This window comes from Fibrella arboris (genome assembly GCF_041321095.1).
Taxonomy (GTDB): Bacteria; Bacteroidota; Bacteroidia; order Cytophagales; family Spirosomataceae; genus Fibrella; species Fibrella arboris.
This window is the reverse complement of record NZ_JBGGWE010000017.1, coordinates 1-18,871: the sequence shown is the minus strand read 5'-3', so window position 1 is coordinate 18,871 and position 18,871 is coordinate 1. Positions and strand designations below refer to the sequence as shown.

Here is an 18,871-nt window from a genome sequence, read left to right as displayed (position 1 = left end):
GCTTCAGCTTCAGGTTACCAGCTACAGCTCAAAAATAGAGTCCCCATAAGCGCGGTGTAGGCGCCACCTGTAGGGTAGGCATGGGTACTTTGATGTAGCTCAACACGTGTAGCACCGATCTGACCCACGGTTTCCGTGGCTTGAATAGCTTTACCAAATTAATGTCTGGCGCCAGATACACTTCCCATAGCCCTCCCTCCCCATTACGCGTTGGGCTCCAGGTAGTTGCGTCCAGCCCAAAGCCTACTGAGACCTGAAGCCAGTCGGGCCACTTCTGCCGGAGCGATGGTCCGAAGATGTATGTCGGTGAAAATGAAAACCAGTACGCCTGATTGATGTAATCGTCAATGGAGAAGGCCTGCGTTTTTATACCTCGATGGTCGAAGTATTTATTGGTACGCTGCCAATAGCTGAATTTAACCTGACTATCCTTGAAAAACGGCGAGTGATTTTGCAACATAGGCCAAAAACCGCCCAACGTACCCACTGTTACATCGGCCCAGCTAAATCCATAACGTGGCGAGAAACCATCTTTGAACTCAATACTTAGCTGCACAAATGCAGCGGCCCCTACCGCACACCATTCGGCCCGCCGTTGCGGCATCCCTGCCCATCGAAAACCGCCGTAGTACACGTCGGCGGTGAAAATTCCACCCAGCAAATGCCCTAGTTTATCTACGTTACTGGCGTACCGAAAATCACGGCCATCGTCGAAGTGGAAGTTGGTATACCCTTCACTCCACCACTTTTTCTCCAGATAAACGAATGTAGCGCCCAGCGACAATACCGACGAGCCGAGCAACAGGCCAGTACGCGCCCGTCGGGTTGACCTCAGGAGCGTATCAGGCCGGGTCAGCCTGTCGGAACGTACCTGGCCCGACGAGCCAATGACAGTGATCGAATCGGTACTTACCTGGTTCTGTGCTACTTGGTAACTGACGGGCGGGTTTAGCAGGCTATCGGTGGCCGACTCGCAGGCGGTTGGTTGCCCGACTGCTGCTGTGTGTAGACAGCCAATCAGGTAACTGACCGAGAAAAGCAGACGTGTAAAAACGAGCATTGGAACGCAGTCAGATGAGAAAGCAGATGGTCAAAATTACCCGAATTTCTGCCTTGCCCACAATGGGGGAAACCGTATATTTGCCACTCATTAAAAATGGTATGCATGCATACTACCGCGCAAAACCACTCGTATCACTGGATACCAACAAAAAAGCCTTCCCTGATTAGAGAAGGCTTTCTACGAAGAACTCTTCGCGGTGGTGATGGACGGAATCGAACCGCCGACACAAGGATTTTCAGTCCTCTTTTAGCTGGTTTGATATGGTTCGATATGTATCAATCACACTGATTATCAGCGCATTAGCAAATATATCAAACCAGCTAAAACCAAGTCAAACCACCATTTGTTGTACCATTGTTGTACCAACTTCGGAGGCTAAATGGCTGTTGTTAAGCTTGTTCTGCGCAAGAAACCGAACAAAGATGGCTTGTTGCCGCTGACTTTGCGCATCACGAAAGACCGTAAGTCATCTTTTATTTATCTGGGGTATCATATCAGCGTCGATGATTGGGACGAATCCCAGCAACGCGTCAAGAAGTCGCACCCCAATGCCGCCCGGCTCAATAACTTTATTCTCAAGAAGCTTTCCGAGGCTAACGACCACTCGTTAGAGCTTGAAACGCAGAAAACTTACGTCTCGCCGGGAGCCGTCAAGCAGAAGATCAAACCAGCAGCCGGATCGACTTTCTTTGCGCAAGCGGACCTCTATCTGCAACGCTTGAAAGAGGCCGGAAAATACAACCAGTACACGGCCGACAAGCCACGGGTGAAACACTTCAAAGAGTTCATCAAAAATGACCTGGCCTTCCAGGACATGACTGTTGCGATGCTGGAACGGTTTAAAGCGTATCTGCAAACCAAGCACAATCATTCCGAACGATCTGCTGTCAATCACATTGTAATGGTGCGCTCCGTCTTCAGCCATGCTATCAAAGATGGCGTGATTGATGGCAAGTATTATCTGTTTGGCAAAGGCAAGATGAAAATCAAGTTTCCTGAATCCAGCAAGGTGGGATTGAACGCCGAAGAGATCAAAAGCTTGGAAACAGTGGCCTTAACTGAACCGGCCAACCACGCCCGTAATCTGTGGCTATTCTCTTACTATTTTGCCGGTATGCGTGTGAGCGATGTATTACGTTTACGGTGGAGCGACTTTCAGAATGACCGGCTGCACTATGCGATGGGTAAGAATGACAAAAGCGGCTCTCTCAAAATACCGGAGAAGGCGATCAAGATCATCGACCACTACAAAGCCTTTCAGCAGAATAAAGCTGATTTGGTGTTTCCAGAGTTGAAGGGCGTCGATTTTGATGATAAGTTTATCACCCAGCGCACGATTGCCTTCAAGACGAGTGCGATTGATAAATGCCTCAAAAACCAAGTGGCTCCAGCGGCTAAAATCGACAAGAAGCTGACGATGCATTTGGCTCGTCACTCCTTTGCTCAAGTGGCGAGTGATAAGATCCCCGTGCAAATCCTGCAAAAACTCTACCGGCATAGCAGTATCCTGACCACGATGGGTTATCAATCGAACTTTACCACCCAGCAGACTGATGATGCGTTGGATGCAGTGCTGAACATGGACGACGATAAAAAGCAGAAGCCAGCGAAACCAAAATCACCCACGCGTAAACCGAAGTAACCAGATTCGTACTTTTGAATTTTGCAAAGAATCGCTACCTTGCTATGGTCTGCCACACCTTAGCGCGGCTAAGCCGCGTCCCTCCTAATGGAAGTAATATGCCTCCAAGACGATGCGTTTTACGCCTTGATTGACAAGGTGGTAGAGCGTATTCAGCAGCAACAGAACGTCCGAGACGATAAGTGGATTTCCGGCAGCGAGGCTATGCAACGCTTGCGCATTCAAAGCAAGACCACATTGCAGAAGCTGCGTGATGAGGGCAGCATCCGTTTTACCCAGCCAGAGAAGAAGATCATTTTGTACGACACTGATTCAATCGAGGCGTACTTGAACCGTCACGCCAAAAGCACCTTCTAGCCATGACTGACGAAGACGAACCATCACCAGAGTTTTTAAAGGGTTTCAATCATGGCTACCAGCTATCGAAGCATGAGCCGGAACTACTCAACAAGCTCTTACAGGCACAGCAAGCTGGCAATACGACTAATGACTACACCAGAGCCATGCAGCAAGGCAAGGAACAGCATCAACGCGAAACACTAATGGCCGAGATAAAAGCTATTCGGACCAAGCAGAGAGTAGCGGTAAAGAAAAGACGATAACGTTAGGACATTTCTAAATTAGAAAATAAATTCCTAAATCAAACTTAAAAACTCTAGAATGACAACCCAACAAGAAAGTTTTATAAATGACTATTTAAAACATTTAATAAACGGTGATGCTGCAATTTTCGCAGGGGCAGGGTTATCAGTGGGGGCAGGATACGTAGATTGGCGAGGTCTTTTGCGAGAGATCGCTCAAGATCTTGATTTAGAAATAGATAAAGAGTCTGATCTTATTTCGCTAGCGCAGTTCCACGTCAATGAAAGAGGTGGAAGAGGTCGATTAAATCAAAAGATTATTGAAGAGTTTACCGAGAAAGCTGAACTAACAGAAAATCACAAGATCTTGGCGAGACTTCCAATACGTACTTTTTGGACGACCAACTACGATTCTCTCTTAGAAGACTCTCTAGAGGAATCCGCAAAACGAGTAGATGTAAAACATACACCTTCTCAGTTAGCCAATCCTCTCTATAAAAGGGAAGCAGTGGTTTACAAGATGCATGGCGATGCAAAACATCCTCAGCACGCGATATTAACGAAAGATGACTATGAGCAATATCATCGAAAACATGAAGGTTTTATAACTACTCTCAGCTCAGATTTAATATCAAAAACCTTTCTTTTCTTAGGTTTTAGCTTTACAGACCCGAACCTTGATTATGTTTTAAGCCGCGTAAAGTTGTTTTTAGACAGTAACTCACGTCCACATTATTGTATTATCAGAAAAGTTAACAGACGAGATTTCAAGGATGACGCTGAACATGATTACGCAACGCGCAGACAATCGTTAATGATCTCTGATTTAAAGCGGTTTCAGATTCAAACTGTAGCTGTTGAAGAATATTCAGAAATAACAGATATCCTGTTGGAAATCGAAAAGAGGTTTAAGCAGAATACTGTATTCATCTCTGGGAGTGCTGCTGATTATACACCATATACAGAGCAAGAATCCTTGGAATTCGTTCACAGCTTAAGCAAAGACCTGATTAAACAGAAGTACTCCGTAGTAAATGGCTTTGGACTTGGTATAGGAAGTGCTGTAATTAACGGTGCTTTAGAAGCTATTTATAGCTCACCCAAAAAATATAACGAGGATCAGTTAATAATGAGACCATTCCCTCAAGTCAAAACGGGAAGTAAGGATTTACCAGAACTATGGCATGAATATAGGCAGAGAATGATCTCTTTTGCAGGCATATCTATCTTTGTTTTCGGCAATAAGATTGATCGATCTTCTGGGAATATTGTTTTAGCAGATGGTGTAAAGAAAGAATTCGATATTGCTATATCTCAAGGTGTGTTGCCAATTGCAGTTGGTGTTACCGGCAGTGTTTCTCATAACTTATGGGAGGAAGTTAAAAATAATTTCGATACGTATTATCCAAGTTTAAGAAACATAGAACCGTACTACTTATCTTTAGGAGACCCAACAAAGACCCTAAAAGATCATATAAAAACAGTTTTGGAAATTATTAAAATCATAAACGGAAAATAGAATGGCACGTAAAGTGTTTTTTAGTTTTCACTATGAGAGAGATTCTCATCGTGTTTCTCAAATAAGAGAGTGTAATAGCATTACTCAACATTTTATAAAAACGCCGTTTTTGCCAAAATCAGAATGGGAATCAATTGAAAGAACTGGCCCAATTGCGATAAAGAAATGGATCGATAGCAACATGGAAGGTACCTCAGTTGTGATTTTGTGTTTTGGACTTGAAACGCATCTACGGCCTTGGGTTAAGTATGAGCTGGAGAAGGCTCATAAAGAAAAAAGGGGCATTATTGCAGTCAATATGAATGGTATGAAAACTATGAGTCATCAAGTAGACCTACCAAGTACAAACCCATTGAACAATGCCTTTGACCAGAATGGTATAGAGTTAATCCGCTATAGTGCATATTTAACTTACCATTGGATAAACGATGATGGACGCAATAACATTAACAATTGGGTTGAAACAGCTGCTCAATTAGTAGGACGGTAATTTTAAACATAATGTTATGACACTAGACGAGTATCAGAATAAATCAAAATCAACAGTTCAAACTTACAATTCTAAGGATCAAGAAAATTACTTTCTAGGCTATTTAGGATTGGCAGGAGAGGCGGGTTCAGTTTTAACAACTTTAAAGAAATCAATTCGTGACGGCGTTGGTTTTGGTAGCTTTGAAGACAAATTAAAGGAAGAGCTAGGAGATGTATTATGGTATATATCCGCAATAGCATCACATTATAACATTTCTTTGGAAGAGATCGCTGAAGTTAATTTATTAAAAACCCATGATCGCTTCGAAGAGCTTGATTTATTAAATATTCCTAGATTTGATGAGAAATATGAAGAAAAATTTCCTGACAATTTTGTCATTAACTTTATAGAAGAGCAAGGAGAATATTTTTCAACTGTTAAGATGGTATGGGAAAAAGAGGCATCAGGAGAACAAATAGATTTGGGGGATACTTTGACAGATAATTCAAAGAAACCAAATAATTATCGCTATCACGATGTATTTCACTTAGGATATATAGCATACCTAGGTTGGTCGCCAGTGTTGAGAAGTTTAATGCAACTTAAAAGAAGGAGTGATGCACTAGCATTAGAAACAGAAGATAGAGGTAGGCCACAAGTGGCTGAAGAGGCTGTTACATTAATAATTTACAACTATGCGAAAGGCAATAAAATGCTAAAGTCTAGTGATCGGATTGATACTGAACTTCTTAATACTGTTAAGCAGTTGGTAGTAGACTTGGAGGTCGCAGCAGTGAGTTCTTATCAGTGGGAGAAAACGATTGTTGAATCTTATAAAGTATTTCATCAAGTGGTCGATAGTAAAGGCGGCAAAGTTTTGGTTTCACCTAAAGCGCGCCAATTAAAATACTTAGGCAGATAGCCTTACAATTTTTACATTTTACAATGCGAACTCATTTTGTGAAATTATCTAAGCCTCAGAAGTCTAATGTGTACGAAGCATATTGGAAGTTTGCGGTTGATAGAAACGAAGTATTTACTAGACGTTTAACAGATCCATTTGGTCCCTGGACCAATGATCCGGTAATCAGAGATAATAGATTTACCAATATTTTTAGAGCTTCAGATAGGGTCAGCCAATATTTAATAAGCCTCCAGTACTCTAAGGACCATGATGCACAAGAGGTTTTCTTTAAAACACTACTTTTTAAAATTTTCAATAAAATTGAGACTTATAACTATCTTGATAAAGAACTAGGAAACATATCTTCAAGAAACTTTTCAGTAAACGATTATGACAATCTATTAACAGCCCGTATGGCAAATAAGCAGACAATATATTCAGCTGCTTACATCATGCCTTCAGCGGGTAATGTATTTGGCTTCAAGTATAAGCATACAAATCACTTGGCTCTATTAGCTAAGATGATGGATGACAGAGTCTTTGATAAGATAACTGAAAGTAAATCTCTTGAGGGAGTTTATAACATATTGTTATCATATCCATCATTTGGTAGCTTCCTTGCATTTCAATACACGATTGATCTTAACTACAGCTCAATAACAAATTTTTCGGAAATGGATTTTGTTGTTGCGGGGCCAGGAGCGAAAAACGGTATCTTGAAGTGTTTTTCTACTCTTGGTGATTATAGCTACGAAGATATAATTAAAATGATGGCTGATAATCAAGAAAATGAATGTAAAAGACTTGGCTTACCTCTGCCTACTTTATGGGGAAGAACTCTTCAACTAATTGACTGTCAGAATCTTTTCTGCGAAGTTGACAAATATCTCAGGGTAACTAATCCAGATCTTAATGCAGCATCAGGAAAATCAAGAATAAAGCAAAAATACTTGTTGGCGAAAGCACCTGTTGCGTTGTTCTTTCCGCCTAAATGGAATTTAAACGATAAATTAGACAAGACATGTCAAACGAGAGCAAACGCAGGCATTTTTTTATAAGTCATCATCATAAAGATGATGAACAAGTATCTAATCTAACAAAACTTCTTTCTGGGCGTGGCTTTGATGTTAGAAACAGCTCTGTTCGTATGAAGCCTGAAAACCAAAGGCGTATGGATGAAAAGAAGGTAAGCAATAAGGTTATTGAGCGCATTCTAAGAATGAAGATTTCTTGGGCGGGTACAGTCGTTGTCTTAATAGGGAAAGATACTCACAGTAGGCCTTGGGTTAATTGGGAAATTGATAAAGCGAATGAACAAGGTAAGAGAATTGTGGGCGTTTATTTGCGTGGTGGTACTGAAGTAGATGTGCCACCTAGTTTAGAAAAGTACAGTTCAGCAATCGTAAAATGGAATACCGATAGCATTATGGACGCAATAGATGGAAAGAATATTTTTCAATCTTCTGATGGCAGTACTCGGCCTGCACCTAATAAGGGTACTTCATCCAATTGTTGATTTTTATGCCAAGAGTTTATATCTACGTAGTTGATCGCGATTTTGGTTTTGCACCAAATCCATTTCATGGGGTATGTACACTTGCTACTTGTAAGCCTGGCATTAGAAGCACTGCTAAAATAGGGGATTGGATTTTTGGTCTCGGTGGTAGCAAGCTGAAAGCTTCTGGTCGTTGTATTTTTGCGATGAAAGTAACTCGAAAAATGACTTTCAATGAGTACTGGCTATCAGAGGAGTTCAATGATAAAAAGCCGGTGCGTAATGGAAGTAAAAAAATGATGTTAGGCGACAATATTTATTTTCTGAATAATGACAATACATGGCAGCAAGCTCACTCCCATCACAGTATGGAAGATGGAACTATAAATCAATACAATCTGACCAGGGACACAAAATCTCGAAACATATTAGTATCAAATTATTTTTTCTACTTTGGCAGTTCCGCGCCGGTTATTCCACAAAACCTTTTATCTGCACTTAATTATAAGAATGCTATCGGTCATCGGGTTTTTGATATCGATCCAGCTTTAGACCTAGTTTCTTGGCTAGAAAGTGAGTTTAAGGGATCTCATAATTGTGTGTTAGCAGATCCTTTTAACTTTGATCATAGTCATGCGCATTACTCAGTAGCAACTAATCGTGTGTCAAAAAAATGATCTTTTTCATTTTATCAGTTTCTAAAATGGGACTGTGAACCTTCTTGTTAAACCAACTTCCTCCTTAGTTATTAAGAATTAATTTGGTTTGATCAGGGATGGATGGCAATTCGTTACAGTACAGCTTGTCTCAAGACATCTGCAAATAGAATTACCTTATTGCGATCCGCTTTGTAGAATAGAAATGGTTCTACATCTTTCGCCATATCGTCCATTTCCAACGTTTCACAGTGATCTAGCAGCCGTTCTTTCAACGTTACGGCGTCTTCTACTCCTACTTTTTGGGCGAGGTAACGGTAATCCGGCTTGATGCCACGACCAAGGAGAAACACAACATCAAAGAAATCACGGCCTTTGTTGCGTGGGCGGTTGAGGATGGCGTAGAATTTCTGTGCCAGGATGATGTCAAGGGGTGTCGTAAAAATTTGGACAATCGTGTCGAACCGGTTGAGTAATACGGTGTCTGGTTTAAAGTCGAACTCTTGCGCTTCCGTATCCAGTTGAATTAGAATCTTCTCTTGTTCGTAGCCCGATAGCCCATGCTGAAACAGCATTTTCGGAAAACGTATGTAGCAATGATACGCTCCTTTATTGATGGTTTTAAACTCGACGGTATAGCCCTGGAGCTTTAACCCTTCTGCGATGACGGCTGATACCTGATCAAACTGTTCAGCGGTGATGTTGAAATTGTCAAAATCCAAATCTTCCGAAAACCGCTGATATCATGGATGAGCCGCAGGCACGTACCCCCTAGAAACGCAAACTGATTGCGAAAATCACTGGTTGAACAGAATTTCCAGTATCCGGCATTGTAAATATTCGCGCAGCATAAACCGCTTGGCCTGTTGCACATGGCTTGGAAAAGACGTCTGAATGGATGGCAGGCTAAGCATTGTCATCTGCTGAATAATATATTGAGACAAGGCGGTTACCCGCTGATCGCCATATAAGGCTGCATATTCCTCGATAATAGCCGTTTGTGCAATGTCAGCCAAAACGGACCAGTTGAGGCGCAACCCGTCAATATCAGCCCTGTCGCGCCACTGTGGATTGAGATAAAGCGTATCTAAGATGGCCTTTTCCGGCTCGGCTATCAAAATGGGTTTATTCTCCCATCGCTCGATGCGATAGCCGAAAAACAAGGCAGGTTTGACGTGTTTATAAATCATCTCCCCTAACGGTGTCTCAAAAGACTTAGTCTTTTGGGTCGAGACCGAATAGGTTCGATAGACCCCCTCTGGGATCAGCCCGTAATGGCTCAGAGCTGACCAAAGCGAAATATAAGAATCCCGATAAATCCTATTGGCCGTATAGAACGCAGATTGTTCTGTTACGGGTTGATCCGTCCAGCGGTAAAACCGGTTGATGATCTTTTGGATATAGTCTTTCTCTTGCCAGTCGCTTAAACGACGCACATGGAAGTTCGGAAAGGCTTTCTGAACCTCGTGGAGTTCGATCACACCACTATTACGAAAGGCTTGCTGAAAGGCGATGAGGTTCATACATTTCCTTTTTCTGCTAAATATAGCATAAAAGAGGAATGCACTATAAAGACTTGCTTGTCAAGCATGCTGCAACAGGTACGCCTTCAGTTTATATGCCCGTTTTGTTATTTTCCACAAAAGCAGCATATAAACGCCTCCGTTTGATATAGCGCAACGACCTGTTGCGTAACACTTACCGCACTTACCGCTTATGACCACCCCGCTTATATTGCCAGGATTGGCGGCGTTTTTTGGTCTCCTCCATCATTTTCTTGATGTCCTCATCTTTGGGATTACTGGCTGACGGCGGGGAGGCTTGTAGTGGTTTGCCCGGTTGTGGTGGCTCCTGATTTTTCTGTTCTCGGTTCGCCTGTTGCTTTTTATAGTTTTGCATCATCACAACGGCCTTGTCCTGGCTCTCTGAGATATCCGGCTTTTTCTCGACTTGCGGCAGATCAGGCTCGTTGAGGTGAGTTCTTTGCTCTTGCTCGAAACGGGTTTGCATCGCATCGCGCTGACGCTCGAAATCGGCTTGCAGCCGTTCTAGTTGCCCATCATAGCGCGTCTGGTCGAAATGATCGCCTTGCAGTTTTCTGATCATGGCCTGATCGGCATAAAACCGCTGATGAAGCTGTTCCAGCTCTTTGTCTTGCTGGGCTAAGAGGTCGCTGTATGACATTGCTCAATACAGTCTGCGTGGATTACAAATTTTTAGCTTCTAGGCTTATTTTTATACAGATTGCCGAGAGCTTGGACGTAAGTAGTAACTGATTGGCAGTCTTTACCCTTTAGCGGTTAGCAATTTCTGCAACAACTCATTTTTCTCTTGCTCTAATGCGAGCATGCGTTCATAAAGCGCGATCTTCTGATCATATAATTCAACTATTTTCTCAATCGGATTGAAATTATACTGAACAGATGCTGCATGATCATGGTATGTATTTGAGAAAATTTGGACGATAGAATCTTCCGTAAAGTTTTCAATAGCTGCTTCTGATACACCTAGGGCTTTCGACACCTTTTGTAGAGCCGCTTGGTCCAATGTTTCCTTTTGTTCTAACTGAGAAACAGCTTGTTGGCTTAACCCGAGCGAGCTTGCCAAAAACTCCTGTTTGATCCCCAACATCTCGCGAATGCGCTTGACATTACGACCGTGATGTACGGTTGGTGGCGGCGTGTTCTCCATACACAAAGCTAATCCAATTCAGCGTGGTAAAAAACAAGCTGTCGGCTTGTGCGATACAAGGCCTACCAGCGCAGCCAAGCCGTTCAGAGCCAGTAGTTTTAGCCTCACAACGCTAATACGCTGGACAATGACAACTTCGCTCAATACCTCTCTGCTTTTCGATGATTTGGCCTTTCTGCAACATCATCTCGGCCAGAGCCAGCTTATTGCCTCATCGGTCAATTCCAATTGTGATTGCTCAAGTGCGCCAACCGCATTCCGTTCAGATTGCGACTGTGCCAGTACAGTTTTAGTGACCGACGACTGCAATTGTGGCAGTTCACCCACTCACTTATGTTATGATGACCGCCACACCCATAAAATCCCCTCATCTGCTATTACGGCCCGTTGAGGACGGCTATTTCTACGCAGTCAATTGCGCCCATTCGCATTCTCTCCGGCTCCTGAACCAGGCGCAATATGAATTATTGAATGCTGTTGACAGCCAGACCGATACGGCAGTACTGGCGGAAGGGTTTGGCCTTGCGCCGGACATGGTAGACGGCTTTTTCAGGCTATTGGCTCAAACCGAACTGATCCGGTTTGATGATCAGTTCAGCCAGCCGACAAAGCCGGACCTGGTAAGTTCGCTCAATTTCTGGATACACACCACCAACCGTTGCAATCTGTCTTGTGGCTATTGTTATATCGGGACACTCAATACTAGTGGCGGCATGAGTGCCGCCGTGCAGCAACAGCTATTGCACAAGCTGATAGAAACCGTGCAGCGGCGTGGCCTTGCCTCGGTCAAACTTCGGCTGGCCGGTGGTGAACCGCTCACGCAGTTCAAAGCCTGGCAAGCCTTCATTCCTCAAGTCCGGGAGAGGCTGGCCGAAGTCGACTGTGGGCTGGATATCTCGTTTTTGACTAACCTGACGATCGTCAACGACGACATTATTGCCTTCGCCAAAGCACAGCACATTAGCTTTGGCGTATCGCTGGATGGGGAGGGGGCCTACCATGATGCCACCCGGTCGCTGCGGCCCGGCGTTGGTACGTTCGACCGGGTGGATGCTAATCTAAGAACATTACTGGCAAACAACATTCCAGTCTCGACTAGCACCATCATTACCAACGCCAATCTGGTGGGATTACCCGACTTGACCCGCTACCTAATCGACATCGATATTCCGTTTCGCTACTCGATTGTCAAAGGCGAGGCGATTGATGCCGGGCTTCTCGATCACTACCTGACTGAAGCCTACGCCATCATGTTTGAGGCAATCGAAGAAGGATGGCGGTTCTCGCAACGGCATCAATTCTGCGACCTCAAGCCTAATGAATTAGGGTTTCAGACCTGCGCGTCGGGTTTCTCCGGCGGGGCCGTCTATGTCGATGGTACGGTCAATTACTGCCATACCCATGTCGGCGACACCGCCAAACAGGCGCATTCAATCTTTGATGAGGGCTTGGATTTGGTCGATATGATTCAGGCTGTCAGTCATTATGAAGGCCCACGCTCGACGGACTGCCAGACCTGTCGTTACAAATCGGTGTGCACCAGTGGCTGCCCCGTCTATCGCGTCGATGGCAAAGATCCGCAATGCAGCCTCTATCATCAGTTCATCCCTCTGATCTACGACCTCCAGGCAAAAGAGCGATTGCAATTGCTGCGTGAATACCAGATGATGCAGTGACATTGACCAGCGGGGGAGGATTTACTTGTCCATCATTGTTTCGATTATCATTTCTCTGCTGGCTTTGCTGGCAACCTTCTACCAACTTTATCTACAGCGCGTCCATAATGAAAAATCGCTCAAGCCATTGGGTCAAATCTTTCTGATAGATCGTAAAGACTATGTGGCTGTACAGATTTTGAACAACGGGCTAGGCCCGCTCATTATCGACCGGATATTGTTCAAAATGGGTGATAATATATATTCCAGCATTCAAGATTGTCTTGATCTTGATCCGAAAGCGTATAGCCACAGTTCAGGAGACAATTCTGTGGAAAAGGTCATCCTGCCAAATTCAGCCCTGACTGTGTTTGAAGCCATCTTTGACGAAACAGACAGCGCAGCTTATGTTTATCGGGTTAAGATGCAACTAACACCGATCACGTTGAGGGTAGAGGGTCGTGATATCTACGACTATAAAATTGCGCTTGAACGGGACTTGACGTGGTTTGCCAGGCATCTTTCAGTTCAATCCTAAATTCGTCGGCAACACCGGGCATAAAATTGTCAAGTTTTTTGCACAATAAACTTGACAATTATCCGGTTTTACGATAATCTTGTGAGACTATGACTGTCTCTGAGACCATCACCCGGCAAATTGAAAAATTCCAAGAAGCCACAAGCTTTGGCTATGCCGATCTGTCGATTTCTCGGCACGATTTCTCATCTGCTGCCAAAGCCTTGGAACGGCTGCAAAAGAAAGGGCTGATTCAGAAACTCTCGAAGGGCAAATTCTACAAGCCTAAACAGACTGTTTTTGGCGAAAAGCGGCCCGACGAGCAACAGATTTTAAAACCCTATTTGTACCACCAAGGCAAACGCATCGCTTATATCACGGGCAACGCGCTTTATAATCAGTTAGGTTTGACAACTCAAGTGCCAGCCGTCATCCAGATTGCCAGCCGCGATAAGCGCATCACCATCAATACCGGAGCCATAAAAGCTACCCCCGTCAAAAGCTATGTCGATGTCACGGAAGACAACTACCAAATGCTGGGTTTCTTAGACGCGATAAAAGATTTGAAACAGATACCGGACGTAATTGTTAATGAGGCCATTACCGTCATTCAAAGCCGCATCGCAAAGTTAAATGACCGCGAAATACAGCAACTGACCGACTACGCTTTAGCTTATCCGCCACGCGTCCGGGCCTTGGTCGGGGCAATTTTAGAAAATGTAAATAAACTCAGTCGCCTTGCCGTGCTGCGGGATAGCCTCAACCCGCTGACCCAATTCGACATAGGCGTTGCTCCAACCTGTTTGCCAACGGCTGCTAACTGGAACATCCGATGAAACTGCATGAAGACACAGACCTATTCAAAGACGCTGTTAGTATCACCGCCCAACATTTGAAGTTGCCCGAAATCTATGTCGAGAAAGATTATTGGGTCACGTTTGCGCTGTACCAGATTTTTACAAGCCCCGTAGCAAACGTTACTGTTTTCAAGGGCGGAACAGCCCTGGCAAAGTGTTTTTCGGTTATCAGCCGTTTTTCAGAAGACATTGACTTGGTTGTCCTGCACAGCCCCGATGACACGGCTAACCAGCTTAAGCAGCGATTGAAGCAGGTTACTCAGGTCGTAGCTGACATGATGCCGGAAGTCGAACAAATAGGGCTTACCAACAAGAAGGGCATGATCCGTAAAACGGCACACGCCTACACGCGGGCGTTTGACGGTCAGTTCGGACAAGTACGAGATTTGATTATTCTGGAGGTCAGCTGGCTGGGGTCAGCCGAGCCATGTACCACCAGCACAGTCAGTTCATTTGTCTATGACATGATGCAGGCAAGCGGCCAGCAGCAATTGGCCGCCGATTACGGGTTACTTCCGTTTACGGTTTCGGTATTAGACCCGACCAGAACGTTTTGCGAAAAAATCATGAGTCTGGTACGATTCTCCTATACCCAAACACCGTTGGATGATCTCAGGCAAAAAATTCGTCATGTGTATGACCTGCATCAGTTACTGCAACAGGACAACATCGCATCATTTGTCAACTCCGCTGATTTTGACCTAATGCTGAGGAAGGTGGCCGCAGATGACCGGATCAGTTTTAGGAGCAATAACGCTTGGCTTAAGCATCATCCATCTGAGGCATTGATCTTTGCCGATGTCGTGAATGTGTGGCGTGAACTACGCGCTATCTATCATGGCACCTTTAAAACGCTGGTTTTCGGCACATTGCCAGCGGATGATCAGATTTTGACTACGCTACAGATGCTGAAAAGCCGATTGGCTTTGGTTGACTGGAAGGCATAGTCTCATTGGTATGCGAAGCGACTAAATGAGTGCGTCTTGAATGTTCTCCTATTCCTAGCAATCAAGTTCAGCACGCGTTGTGATATGCTGGAGTTTCAATCAATCCACCTCTTCTGGATTTAAAGGCGTTGCCCCTGGCGGGTAATCAAAGTGGGGTTCATTGATCCCAAAAATCCTTAGGGTTCTCGATCAATATTCTTTGAACCAGATCGTCAAACGATTTCGCTTTCTCATCGTTTGTCAGCTCCTGTTCTTCTAGACGCATCGTATGATTGACTTTGGCCATGCGCCTCAAAGCTATTTTTCGAGCTTGCTCCTTGACCATCTCTTCAAGGCTATCTTTTGAAACGAACCCATACACAAACTGCATCTTAAAGCCCTCAGCTATCTTCTTCAGAGACGATAATTTAAGATCACCGTCGATTTCAGCATGCTCTAAGCGCGAAATCCGTGACTGATCAATGCCGACCCGTTTAGCCAGTTGCTGAGTAGACATGCCCAAGGCTTCACGGATAGACTTTATCCAGCCTATGTCGGTGTAAAGCGCAGAAAACTGAGTTTTCAGCCGTTTATCCAGTTGCTCTCTAATGAGCTTTTTATCCCAGTAAGTCATTTTATGCAATACGTAACATTGAAAATATATTATCTGATGTCAATTATAGCATAAAAAACACCATAATCAATGCTAAATATAGCATTGATTATGGTGTTGAAATGTGACAATAGTACAATCGCACATGAGTATTCTTTTCTGACGCAGATTCAGGTTTGAAATGCAATTACCTGCTTTAGAGCGAATTAGGTGGGGCTGCGTAAGTTTAATATTTTACGCAGTCGGTGATTAAGTTGATTCTAAATCTAAACAATCCACAGTTACGCCACATCTTTAGACCAAATCAGGCTAACTCTCGGATTAGCCCGTTCAATTTGTGTTCTTATCGAAACCACTTTCCCGCAACTGCAGACTACAAGAGTGATAGGGTTAAGCAAAAGCAAATCGATATCTTCAGTAAGCGACGTATCCTTTGGGGTTCGATTAACTCCTTGCCGTTGTCGAATCTATACACCCAACAGTCTTTATATTTGCACATGGTCGTTACAAGCGGCAGAGGAAAGCACTGCGGCATTAACGATGCACAATCTGCATCTCGGTCACAGCCACCAGGTGGGAAACGGGGTATAGGAGCATATGTTCAAGCAATCAGCCTCACAGATAGTGAAAAAGGCACACTTAACTTGCGAATAGTTTGTTATCTTCGAAAGAACGAGCAAATGACAGGTTTAGATTACACTTGAGGCACATTCAACGGAAATGGAAAATAGAAAGGGAATTATAGCGGAGTCGTACACTGATTTGCAGGCACTTCCTGATTTAGAAAGAGCCTCAAAGTCATATGTAACTGGAAAAGACTCACCTTGGAGCTTGATTAAGATATTATTGCAGTCACTTGAAATAAGTATACAAAATCTAAATGATTTATTTGAGAGGATAATATTTGATCTTAATAATAATAAACTCGGAAAAGCTGTAATTAAACTTGGATGGATAAAGGACATAAATAATTTGACTATGCAAATTAGTAGTCTTGTCAACATGCTTTATGGGAATTCAATTACAGAAAGTAGTCAAAGCCTATCGACTACCTCATCTCAAATTCTTTTAAATTCAACTTATGAAGATTTTGACGTTGCCATTAATGGATATTTAAAAAGGAAATCAATAAATTTATTTAAACTACTAGAAACAAAAATGCTTAATAACGATCTTTATATATTTTTTCACTATTATCGAATAATATCTCATGAGTTAGTGATTTGGAATGAGAATATGCAAAAGTATTCTATTCCGATTAACACTAATTATGACGAATTTGTTGGGTTATCAGACATTACCCATGCTGTTGATTATCCTAAATTAAAAGGCGATACTTTTTTTAAACAATTTCGCGGGCTACATCAGATACCCGAATTAATTACATATGAAGTAAACAATCGTATTGAAATTTCAATAGTTGGTATGAGAAATGGCAGATATGAGATCGCTCACAACCACTTGAAAGTGGCAAACAATTTATTAAAAATAACGGTTCAATCATTAAAGCCCATAGTGAATAACCTATCTCATAATGATTATCATAAAATAAGAGAAAATCTTGGATTAACTAGCGGTAGCCATTCTGTCAATATACATTTCCACTTATTCAGGGATTTATACACCCTCATATCAACAGAGTACATAAATACTTTTTTCAAAAATGAAGAAGAATATAAATTAGAATTACAAAGTAATTACACGCTTAAATTAGTCGAAACCGAATTGCTTAATTTAAGATACATAATTAATCAGTGGAGAGACCTTCACTTACATCTCCCTAGAGTAAATTTAGGTGAAAATAAAACAAAATCTTTAATTGGCTCTCAGGAGGCAGTCGATGCAGTGAGAAAAATGCAATCTGCAGCAAATATTAAAGATCCTTTAAATAAATTAGACGCACTGTATTTTAAATTTTCTCAGAAAAGTGAATCGAATCTACTTAACTACATCAAATCAGAGAATTCTTTTGATACTATATTAGGTAAGCATTTAGGTGAGTTGACTCAATTACGCTTTAAATCAGTCCAAGAACGAGAAGGAGTTTTCGCTAAAACTGTAAAATTTACAAATCCCCCTAAGAGAGAGGTATGAAAAAAATTTTAAAGTATTTAACCGAACCTTTGTTACATATTTTTGTAACAATCTCGTCGGTATTTTTAATTATTTTTTATGAGCACGCGATAAAAGCGGCGGAAGAAGAGAAAACAAAAGAAATAAATATTCTTTTCGGCATATTTATTGTTTTCGTTATTTTGTTTATTGCAGCCTCGGCTTCAAGCATATTTAGAAGTTTTCAGGAAAAGTTAGAAGAAGAGGGTAAAATAAAGCAGACAGAACTTGAAATTGAAAAAATAAAGGCTGAAAGTAATAATAAAATAGCTGAAAGTAATAATAAAATAGAAGAATTAAAATCTGAGCTTGTCCTCAATAACCCGATTCATGTTAAATTCATCCCTAATCATTATGACCCCACTGGAAAATTTATTGACGAGGCATACAGAATTTCTTTAGAAGAGGTTTCCAAGGCGAAGAAAAGTATTTGGATAGTTGCTGACTATTCTCCTCCTAAAGAACCATTAATAGCTACTACAAAAAGGCAGTCTTATTACGATCAAATTTTAAAATTATTGTCCAATAAATTAAATGATAATACTGTTGGTGAACCTATAACGTATGTACGTTTCATGCAACGTCCAGACGATATTTATAAAACTATTAAAGCTAACAATGGTATTATTGATGACGGAAGGATGATCGAAGGTGATGAACAGGCTTTTGCGCATTGTAAAAAGATTTTAGATTTAAGAGAGCAGAACAGAAGTAAGGTAATAATAGAGTTGTATGTTACTCCAATTATTCCATCGTTACCAAGTATATTGATTGTTGATAACAATGAACTTTTGTTCACAATACCTCAGAGGAAAGTTAATACTAGACAAGAAACAAAGAAACATCTTGATCCAGTCGAGACAGCAGGAGTATTGCATTTTACTGACATTTCACACAATGGAAAGGCAATAGTTGAACCGTTCAAGAAGATCATTCAAACTTTATCTAGCAATGCAGAAACGGATAAAGGAGAAACGCAAATTATTTCAAGCATCAGCAGTTTCGACGATAGCAACGAATTTAAAAAATGGTACGGTAATATCGATTATTGATGCGTGAATTAGTCTGTAAAGAAACCTACCTCCTTCTTGCGAAAGAAAGCAGTAATGAGTTTGGGATTAGCTCGCAACTGAGCTAACAGATCAATCACCGATTTAGCCAATTGCGA

Annotated in this window: 20 protein-coding genes, 1 tRNA gene and 1 pseudogene; 15 read left to right on the top strand and 7 right to left on the bottom strand. The window is 42.4% G+C overall.

The annotated features are described in order from the left end of the window. Positions 1–28 precede the first annotated feature (28 nt). Positions 29–1,060 carry a YfiM family lipoprotein gene (locus ACAW75_RS22845; protein WP_370731085.1) on the bottom strand — a complete coding sequence of 344 codons (1,032 nt, stop codon included), beginning with the start codon at positions 1,058–1,060 and terminating at the stop codon, positions 29–31. Between the two features lie 200 nt (positions 1,061–1,260). Then, positions 1,261–1,404, bottom strand: a tRNA-Ser gene (locus tag ACAW75_RS22840). A gap of 38 nt (positions 1,405–1,442) precedes the next feature. Here ACAW75_RS22840 and ACAW75_RS22835 point away from each other — a divergent pair. The 9 genes from ACAW75_RS22835 (at position 1,443) to ACAW75_RS22795 (ending at position 8,353) form a co-directional block, all read left to right on the top strand. Continuing rightward, complete coding sequence (locus ACAW75_RS22835) at positions 1,443–2,705, top strand: phage integrase SAM-like domain-containing protein (RefSeq protein WP_370731084.1); 1,263 nt, start codon at positions 1,443–1,445, stop codon at positions 2,703–2,705. Between the two features lie 87 nt (positions 2,706–2,792). Next, positions 2,793–3,062 (top strand): helix-turn-helix domain-containing protein, encoded by a 270-nt coding sequence (locus ACAW75_RS22830; protein WP_370731083.1) that lies wholly within the window; start codon positions 2,793–2,795, stop codon positions 3,060–3,062. Between the two features lie 2 nt (positions 3,063–3,064). Continuing rightward, positions 3,065–3,307: a hypothetical protein gene (locus ACAW75_RS22825; protein WP_370731082.1), complete on the top strand. Its 243-nt coding sequence runs from the start codon at positions 3,065–3,067 to the stop codon at positions 3,305–3,307. A gap of 58 nt (positions 3,308–3,365) precedes the next feature. Continuing rightward, entirely contained in the window at positions 3,366–4,805 is a 1,440-nt protein-coding gene (locus ACAW75_RS22820; protein ID WP_370731081.1) for an SIR2 family protein, read from the top strand. A 1-nt stretch (position 4,806) separates the two neighbouring features. Next, on the top strand, positions 4,807–5,295 hold the full coding sequence (locus tag ACAW75_RS22815) for a TIR domain-containing protein (RefSeq protein ID WP_370731080.1): 489 nt from the start codon (positions 4,807–4,809) through the stop codon (positions 5,293–5,295). A gap of 16 nt (positions 5,296–5,311) precedes the next feature. After that, positions 5,312–6,199, top strand: a complete 888-nt coding sequence (locus tag ACAW75_RS22810; RefSeq protein WP_370731079.1) for a nucleoside triphosphate pyrophosphohydrolase family protein — start codon at positions 5,312–5,314, stop codon at positions 6,197–6,199. Between the two features lie 38 nt (positions 6,200–6,237). Then, positions 6,238–7,239 (top strand): nucleotide kinase domain-containing protein, encoded by a 1,002-nt coding sequence (locus tag ACAW75_RS22805; protein WP_370731078.1) that lies wholly within the window; start codon positions 6,238–6,240, stop codon positions 7,237–7,239. Next, positions 7,203–7,697: a TIR domain-containing protein gene (locus tag ACAW75_RS22800; RefSeq protein WP_370731077.1), complete on the top strand. Its 495-nt coding sequence runs from the start codon at positions 7,203–7,205 to the stop codon at positions 7,695–7,697. The genes ACAW75_RS22805 and ACAW75_RS22800 overlap by 37 nt, the downstream gene beginning before the upstream one ends. Before the next feature lie 5 nt (positions 7,698–7,702). Continuing rightward, positions 7,703–8,353, top strand: a complete 651-nt coding sequence (locus ACAW75_RS22795; protein ID WP_370731076.1) for an Nmad2 family putative nucleotide modification protein — start codon at positions 7,703–7,705, stop codon at positions 8,351–8,353. A 113-nt stretch (positions 8,354–8,466) separates the two neighbouring features. On the opposite strand, the pseudogene ACAW75_RS22790 reads toward ACAW75_RS22795, so the two are convergent. The 4 genes and pseudogenes from ACAW75_RS22790 to ACAW75_RS22775 form a co-directional block, all read right to left on the bottom strand. Then, positions 8,467–9,060, bottom strand: a pseudogene (locus tag ACAW75_RS22790) (nucleotidyl transferase AbiEii/AbiGii toxin family protein); the annotation flags it as partial. Positions 9,061–9,129: 69 nt separating this feature from the next. Then, positions 9,130–9,855: a type IV toxin-antitoxin system AbiEi family antitoxin domain-containing protein gene (locus ACAW75_RS22785; protein ID WP_370731075.1), complete on the bottom strand. Its 726-nt coding sequence runs from the start codon at positions 9,853–9,855 to the stop codon at positions 9,130–9,132. A gap of 184 nt (positions 9,856–10,039) precedes the next feature. After that, positions 10,040–10,516, bottom strand: coding sequence for a hypothetical protein (locus tag ACAW75_RS22780; RefSeq protein ID WP_370731074.1), 477 nt, complete (start codon positions 10,514–10,516; stop codon positions 10,040–10,042). A gap of 102 nt (positions 10,517–10,618) precedes the next feature. Continuing rightward, the gene (locus ACAW75_RS22775) at positions 10,619–11,023 is read right to left on the bottom strand and encodes a helix-turn-helix domain-containing protein (protein ID WP_370731073.1); all 405 of its coding nucleotides are present in this window, start codon (positions 11,021–11,023) and stop codon (positions 10,619–10,621) included. Positions 11,024–11,361: 338 nt separating this feature from the next. Between ACAW75_RS22775 and ACAW75_RS22770 the strand changes: the two genes are divergently transcribed. The 4 genes from ACAW75_RS22770 (at position 11,362) to ACAW75_RS22755 (ending at position 14,999) form a co-directional block, all read left to right on the top strand. Further along, on the top strand, positions 11,362–12,699 hold the full coding sequence (locus tag ACAW75_RS22770; RefSeq protein ID WP_370731072.1) for a radical SAM protein: 1,338 nt from the start codon (positions 11,362–11,364) through the stop codon (positions 12,697–12,699). 25 nt (positions 12,700–12,724) lie between these two features. Next, positions 12,725–13,216: a hypothetical protein gene (locus ACAW75_RS22765; RefSeq protein WP_370731071.1), complete on the top strand. Its 492-nt coding sequence runs from the start codon at positions 12,725–12,727 to the stop codon at positions 13,214–13,216. An 89-nt stretch (positions 13,217–13,305) separates the two neighbouring features. Then, the gene (locus ACAW75_RS22760; RefSeq protein WP_370731070.1) at positions 13,306–14,031 is read left to right on the top strand and encodes a DUF6088 family protein; all 726 of its coding nucleotides are present in this window, start codon (positions 13,306–13,308) and stop codon (positions 14,029–14,031) included. Beyond that, entirely contained in the window at positions 14,028–14,999 is a 972-nt protein-coding gene (locus tag ACAW75_RS22755; protein WP_370731069.1) for a nucleotidyl transferase AbiEii/AbiGii toxin family protein, read from the top strand. The genes ACAW75_RS22760 and ACAW75_RS22755 overlap by 4 nt, the downstream gene beginning before the upstream one ends. 157 nt (positions 15,000–15,156) lie before the next feature. Here the strand turns inward: ACAW75_RS22755 and ACAW75_RS22750 are convergent, their stop codons facing one another. Then, complete coding sequence (locus ACAW75_RS22750) at positions 15,157–15,612, bottom strand: mobile mystery protein A (RefSeq protein WP_370731068.1); 456 nt, start codon at positions 15,610–15,612, stop codon at positions 15,157–15,159. A 699-nt stretch (positions 15,613–16,311) separates the two neighbouring features. On the opposite strand from ACAW75_RS22750, the gene ACAW75_RS22745 reads away from it, so the two are divergent. Together ACAW75_RS22745 and ACAW75_RS22740 are read left to right on the top strand one after the other, a co-directional pair. Next, positions 16,312–17,685, top strand: a complete 1,374-nt coding sequence (locus ACAW75_RS22745; RefSeq protein WP_370731067.1) for a hypothetical protein — start codon at positions 16,312–16,314, stop codon at positions 17,683–17,685. Continuing rightward, positions 17,682–18,755 (top strand): hypothetical protein, encoded by a 1,074-nt coding sequence (locus ACAW75_RS22740; RefSeq protein ID WP_370731066.1) that lies wholly within the window; start codon positions 17,682–17,684, stop codon positions 18,753–18,755. Before ACAW75_RS22745 ends, ACAW75_RS22740 begins: the two co-directional genes overlap by 4 nt. The last annotated feature ends 116 nt before the right edge of the window (positions 18,756–18,871 follow it).

Excerpts from the sequence above, each read along its gene's own strand:
- ACAW75_RS22835 (WP_370731084.1), top strand. The coding sequence starts at position 1,443 with ATGGCTGTTGTTAAGCTTGTTCTGCGCAAGAAACCGAACAAAGATGGC.
- ACAW75_RS22745 (WP_370731067.1), top strand. The coding sequence starts at position 16,312 with ATGGAAAATAGAAAGGGAATTATAGCGGAGTCGTACACTGATTTGCAG.
- ACAW75_RS22750 (WP_370731068.1), bottom strand. The coding sequence starts at position 15,612 with ATGACTTACTGGGATAAAAAGCTCATTAGAGAGCAACTGGATAAACGG.
- ACAW75_RS22770 (WP_370731072.1), top strand. The coding sequence starts at position 11,362 with ATGATGACCGCCACACCCATAAAATCCCCTCATCTGCTATTACGGCCC.
- ACAW75_RS22740 (WP_370731066.1), top strand. The coding sequence starts at position 17,682 with ATGAAAAAAATTTTAAAGTATTTAACCGAACCTTTGTTACATATTTTT.
- ACAW75_RS22825 (WP_370731082.1), top strand. The coding sequence starts at position 3,065 with ATGACTGACGAAGACGAACCATCACCAGAGTTTTTAAAGGGTTTCAAT.
- ACAW75_RS22800 (WP_370731077.1), top strand. The coding sequence starts at position 7,203 with ATGTCAAACGAGAGCAAACGCAGGCATTTTTTTATAAGTCATCATCAT.
- ACAW75_RS22810 (WP_370731079.1), top strand. The coding sequence starts at position 5,312 with ATGACACTAGACGAGTATCAGAATAAATCAAAATCAACAGTTCAAACT.
- ACAW75_RS22830 (WP_370731083.1), top strand. The coding sequence starts at position 2,793 with ATGGAAGTAATATGCCTCCAAGACGATGCGTTTTACGCCTTGATTGAC.
- ACAW75_RS22795 (WP_370731076.1), top strand. The coding sequence starts at position 7,703 with ATGCCAAGAGTTTATATCTACGTAGTTGATCGCGATTTTGGTTTTGCA.
- ACAW75_RS22785 (WP_370731075.1), bottom strand. The coding sequence starts at position 9,855 with ATGAACCTCATCGCCTTTCAGCAAGCCTTTCGTAATAGTGGTGTGATC.
- ACAW75_RS22820 (WP_370731081.1), top strand. The coding sequence starts at position 3,366 with ATGACAACCCAACAAGAAAGTTTTATAAATGACTATTTAAAACATTTA.
- ACAW75_RS22845 (WP_370731085.1), bottom strand. The coding sequence starts at position 1,060 with ATGCTCGTTTTTACACGTCTGCTTTTCTCGGTCAGTTACCTGATTGGC.
- ACAW75_RS22760 (WP_370731070.1), top strand. The coding sequence starts at position 13,306 with ATGACTGTCTCTGAGACCATCACCCGGCAAATTGAAAAATTCCAAGAA.
- ACAW75_RS22755 (WP_370731069.1), top strand. The coding sequence starts at position 14,028 with ATGAAACTGCATGAAGACACAGACCTATTCAAAGACGCTGTTAGTATC.
- ACAW75_RS22780 (WP_370731074.1), bottom strand. The coding sequence starts at position 10,516 with ATGTCATACAGCGACCTCTTAGCCCAGCAAGACAAAGAGCTGGAACAG.
- ACAW75_RS22775 (WP_370731073.1), bottom strand. The coding sequence starts at position 11,023 with ATGGAGAACACGCCGCCACCAACCGTACATCACGGTCGTAATGTCAAG.
- ACAW75_RS22815 (WP_370731080.1), top strand. The coding sequence starts at position 4,807 with ATGGCACGTAAAGTGTTTTTTAGTTTTCACTATGAGAGAGATTCTCAT.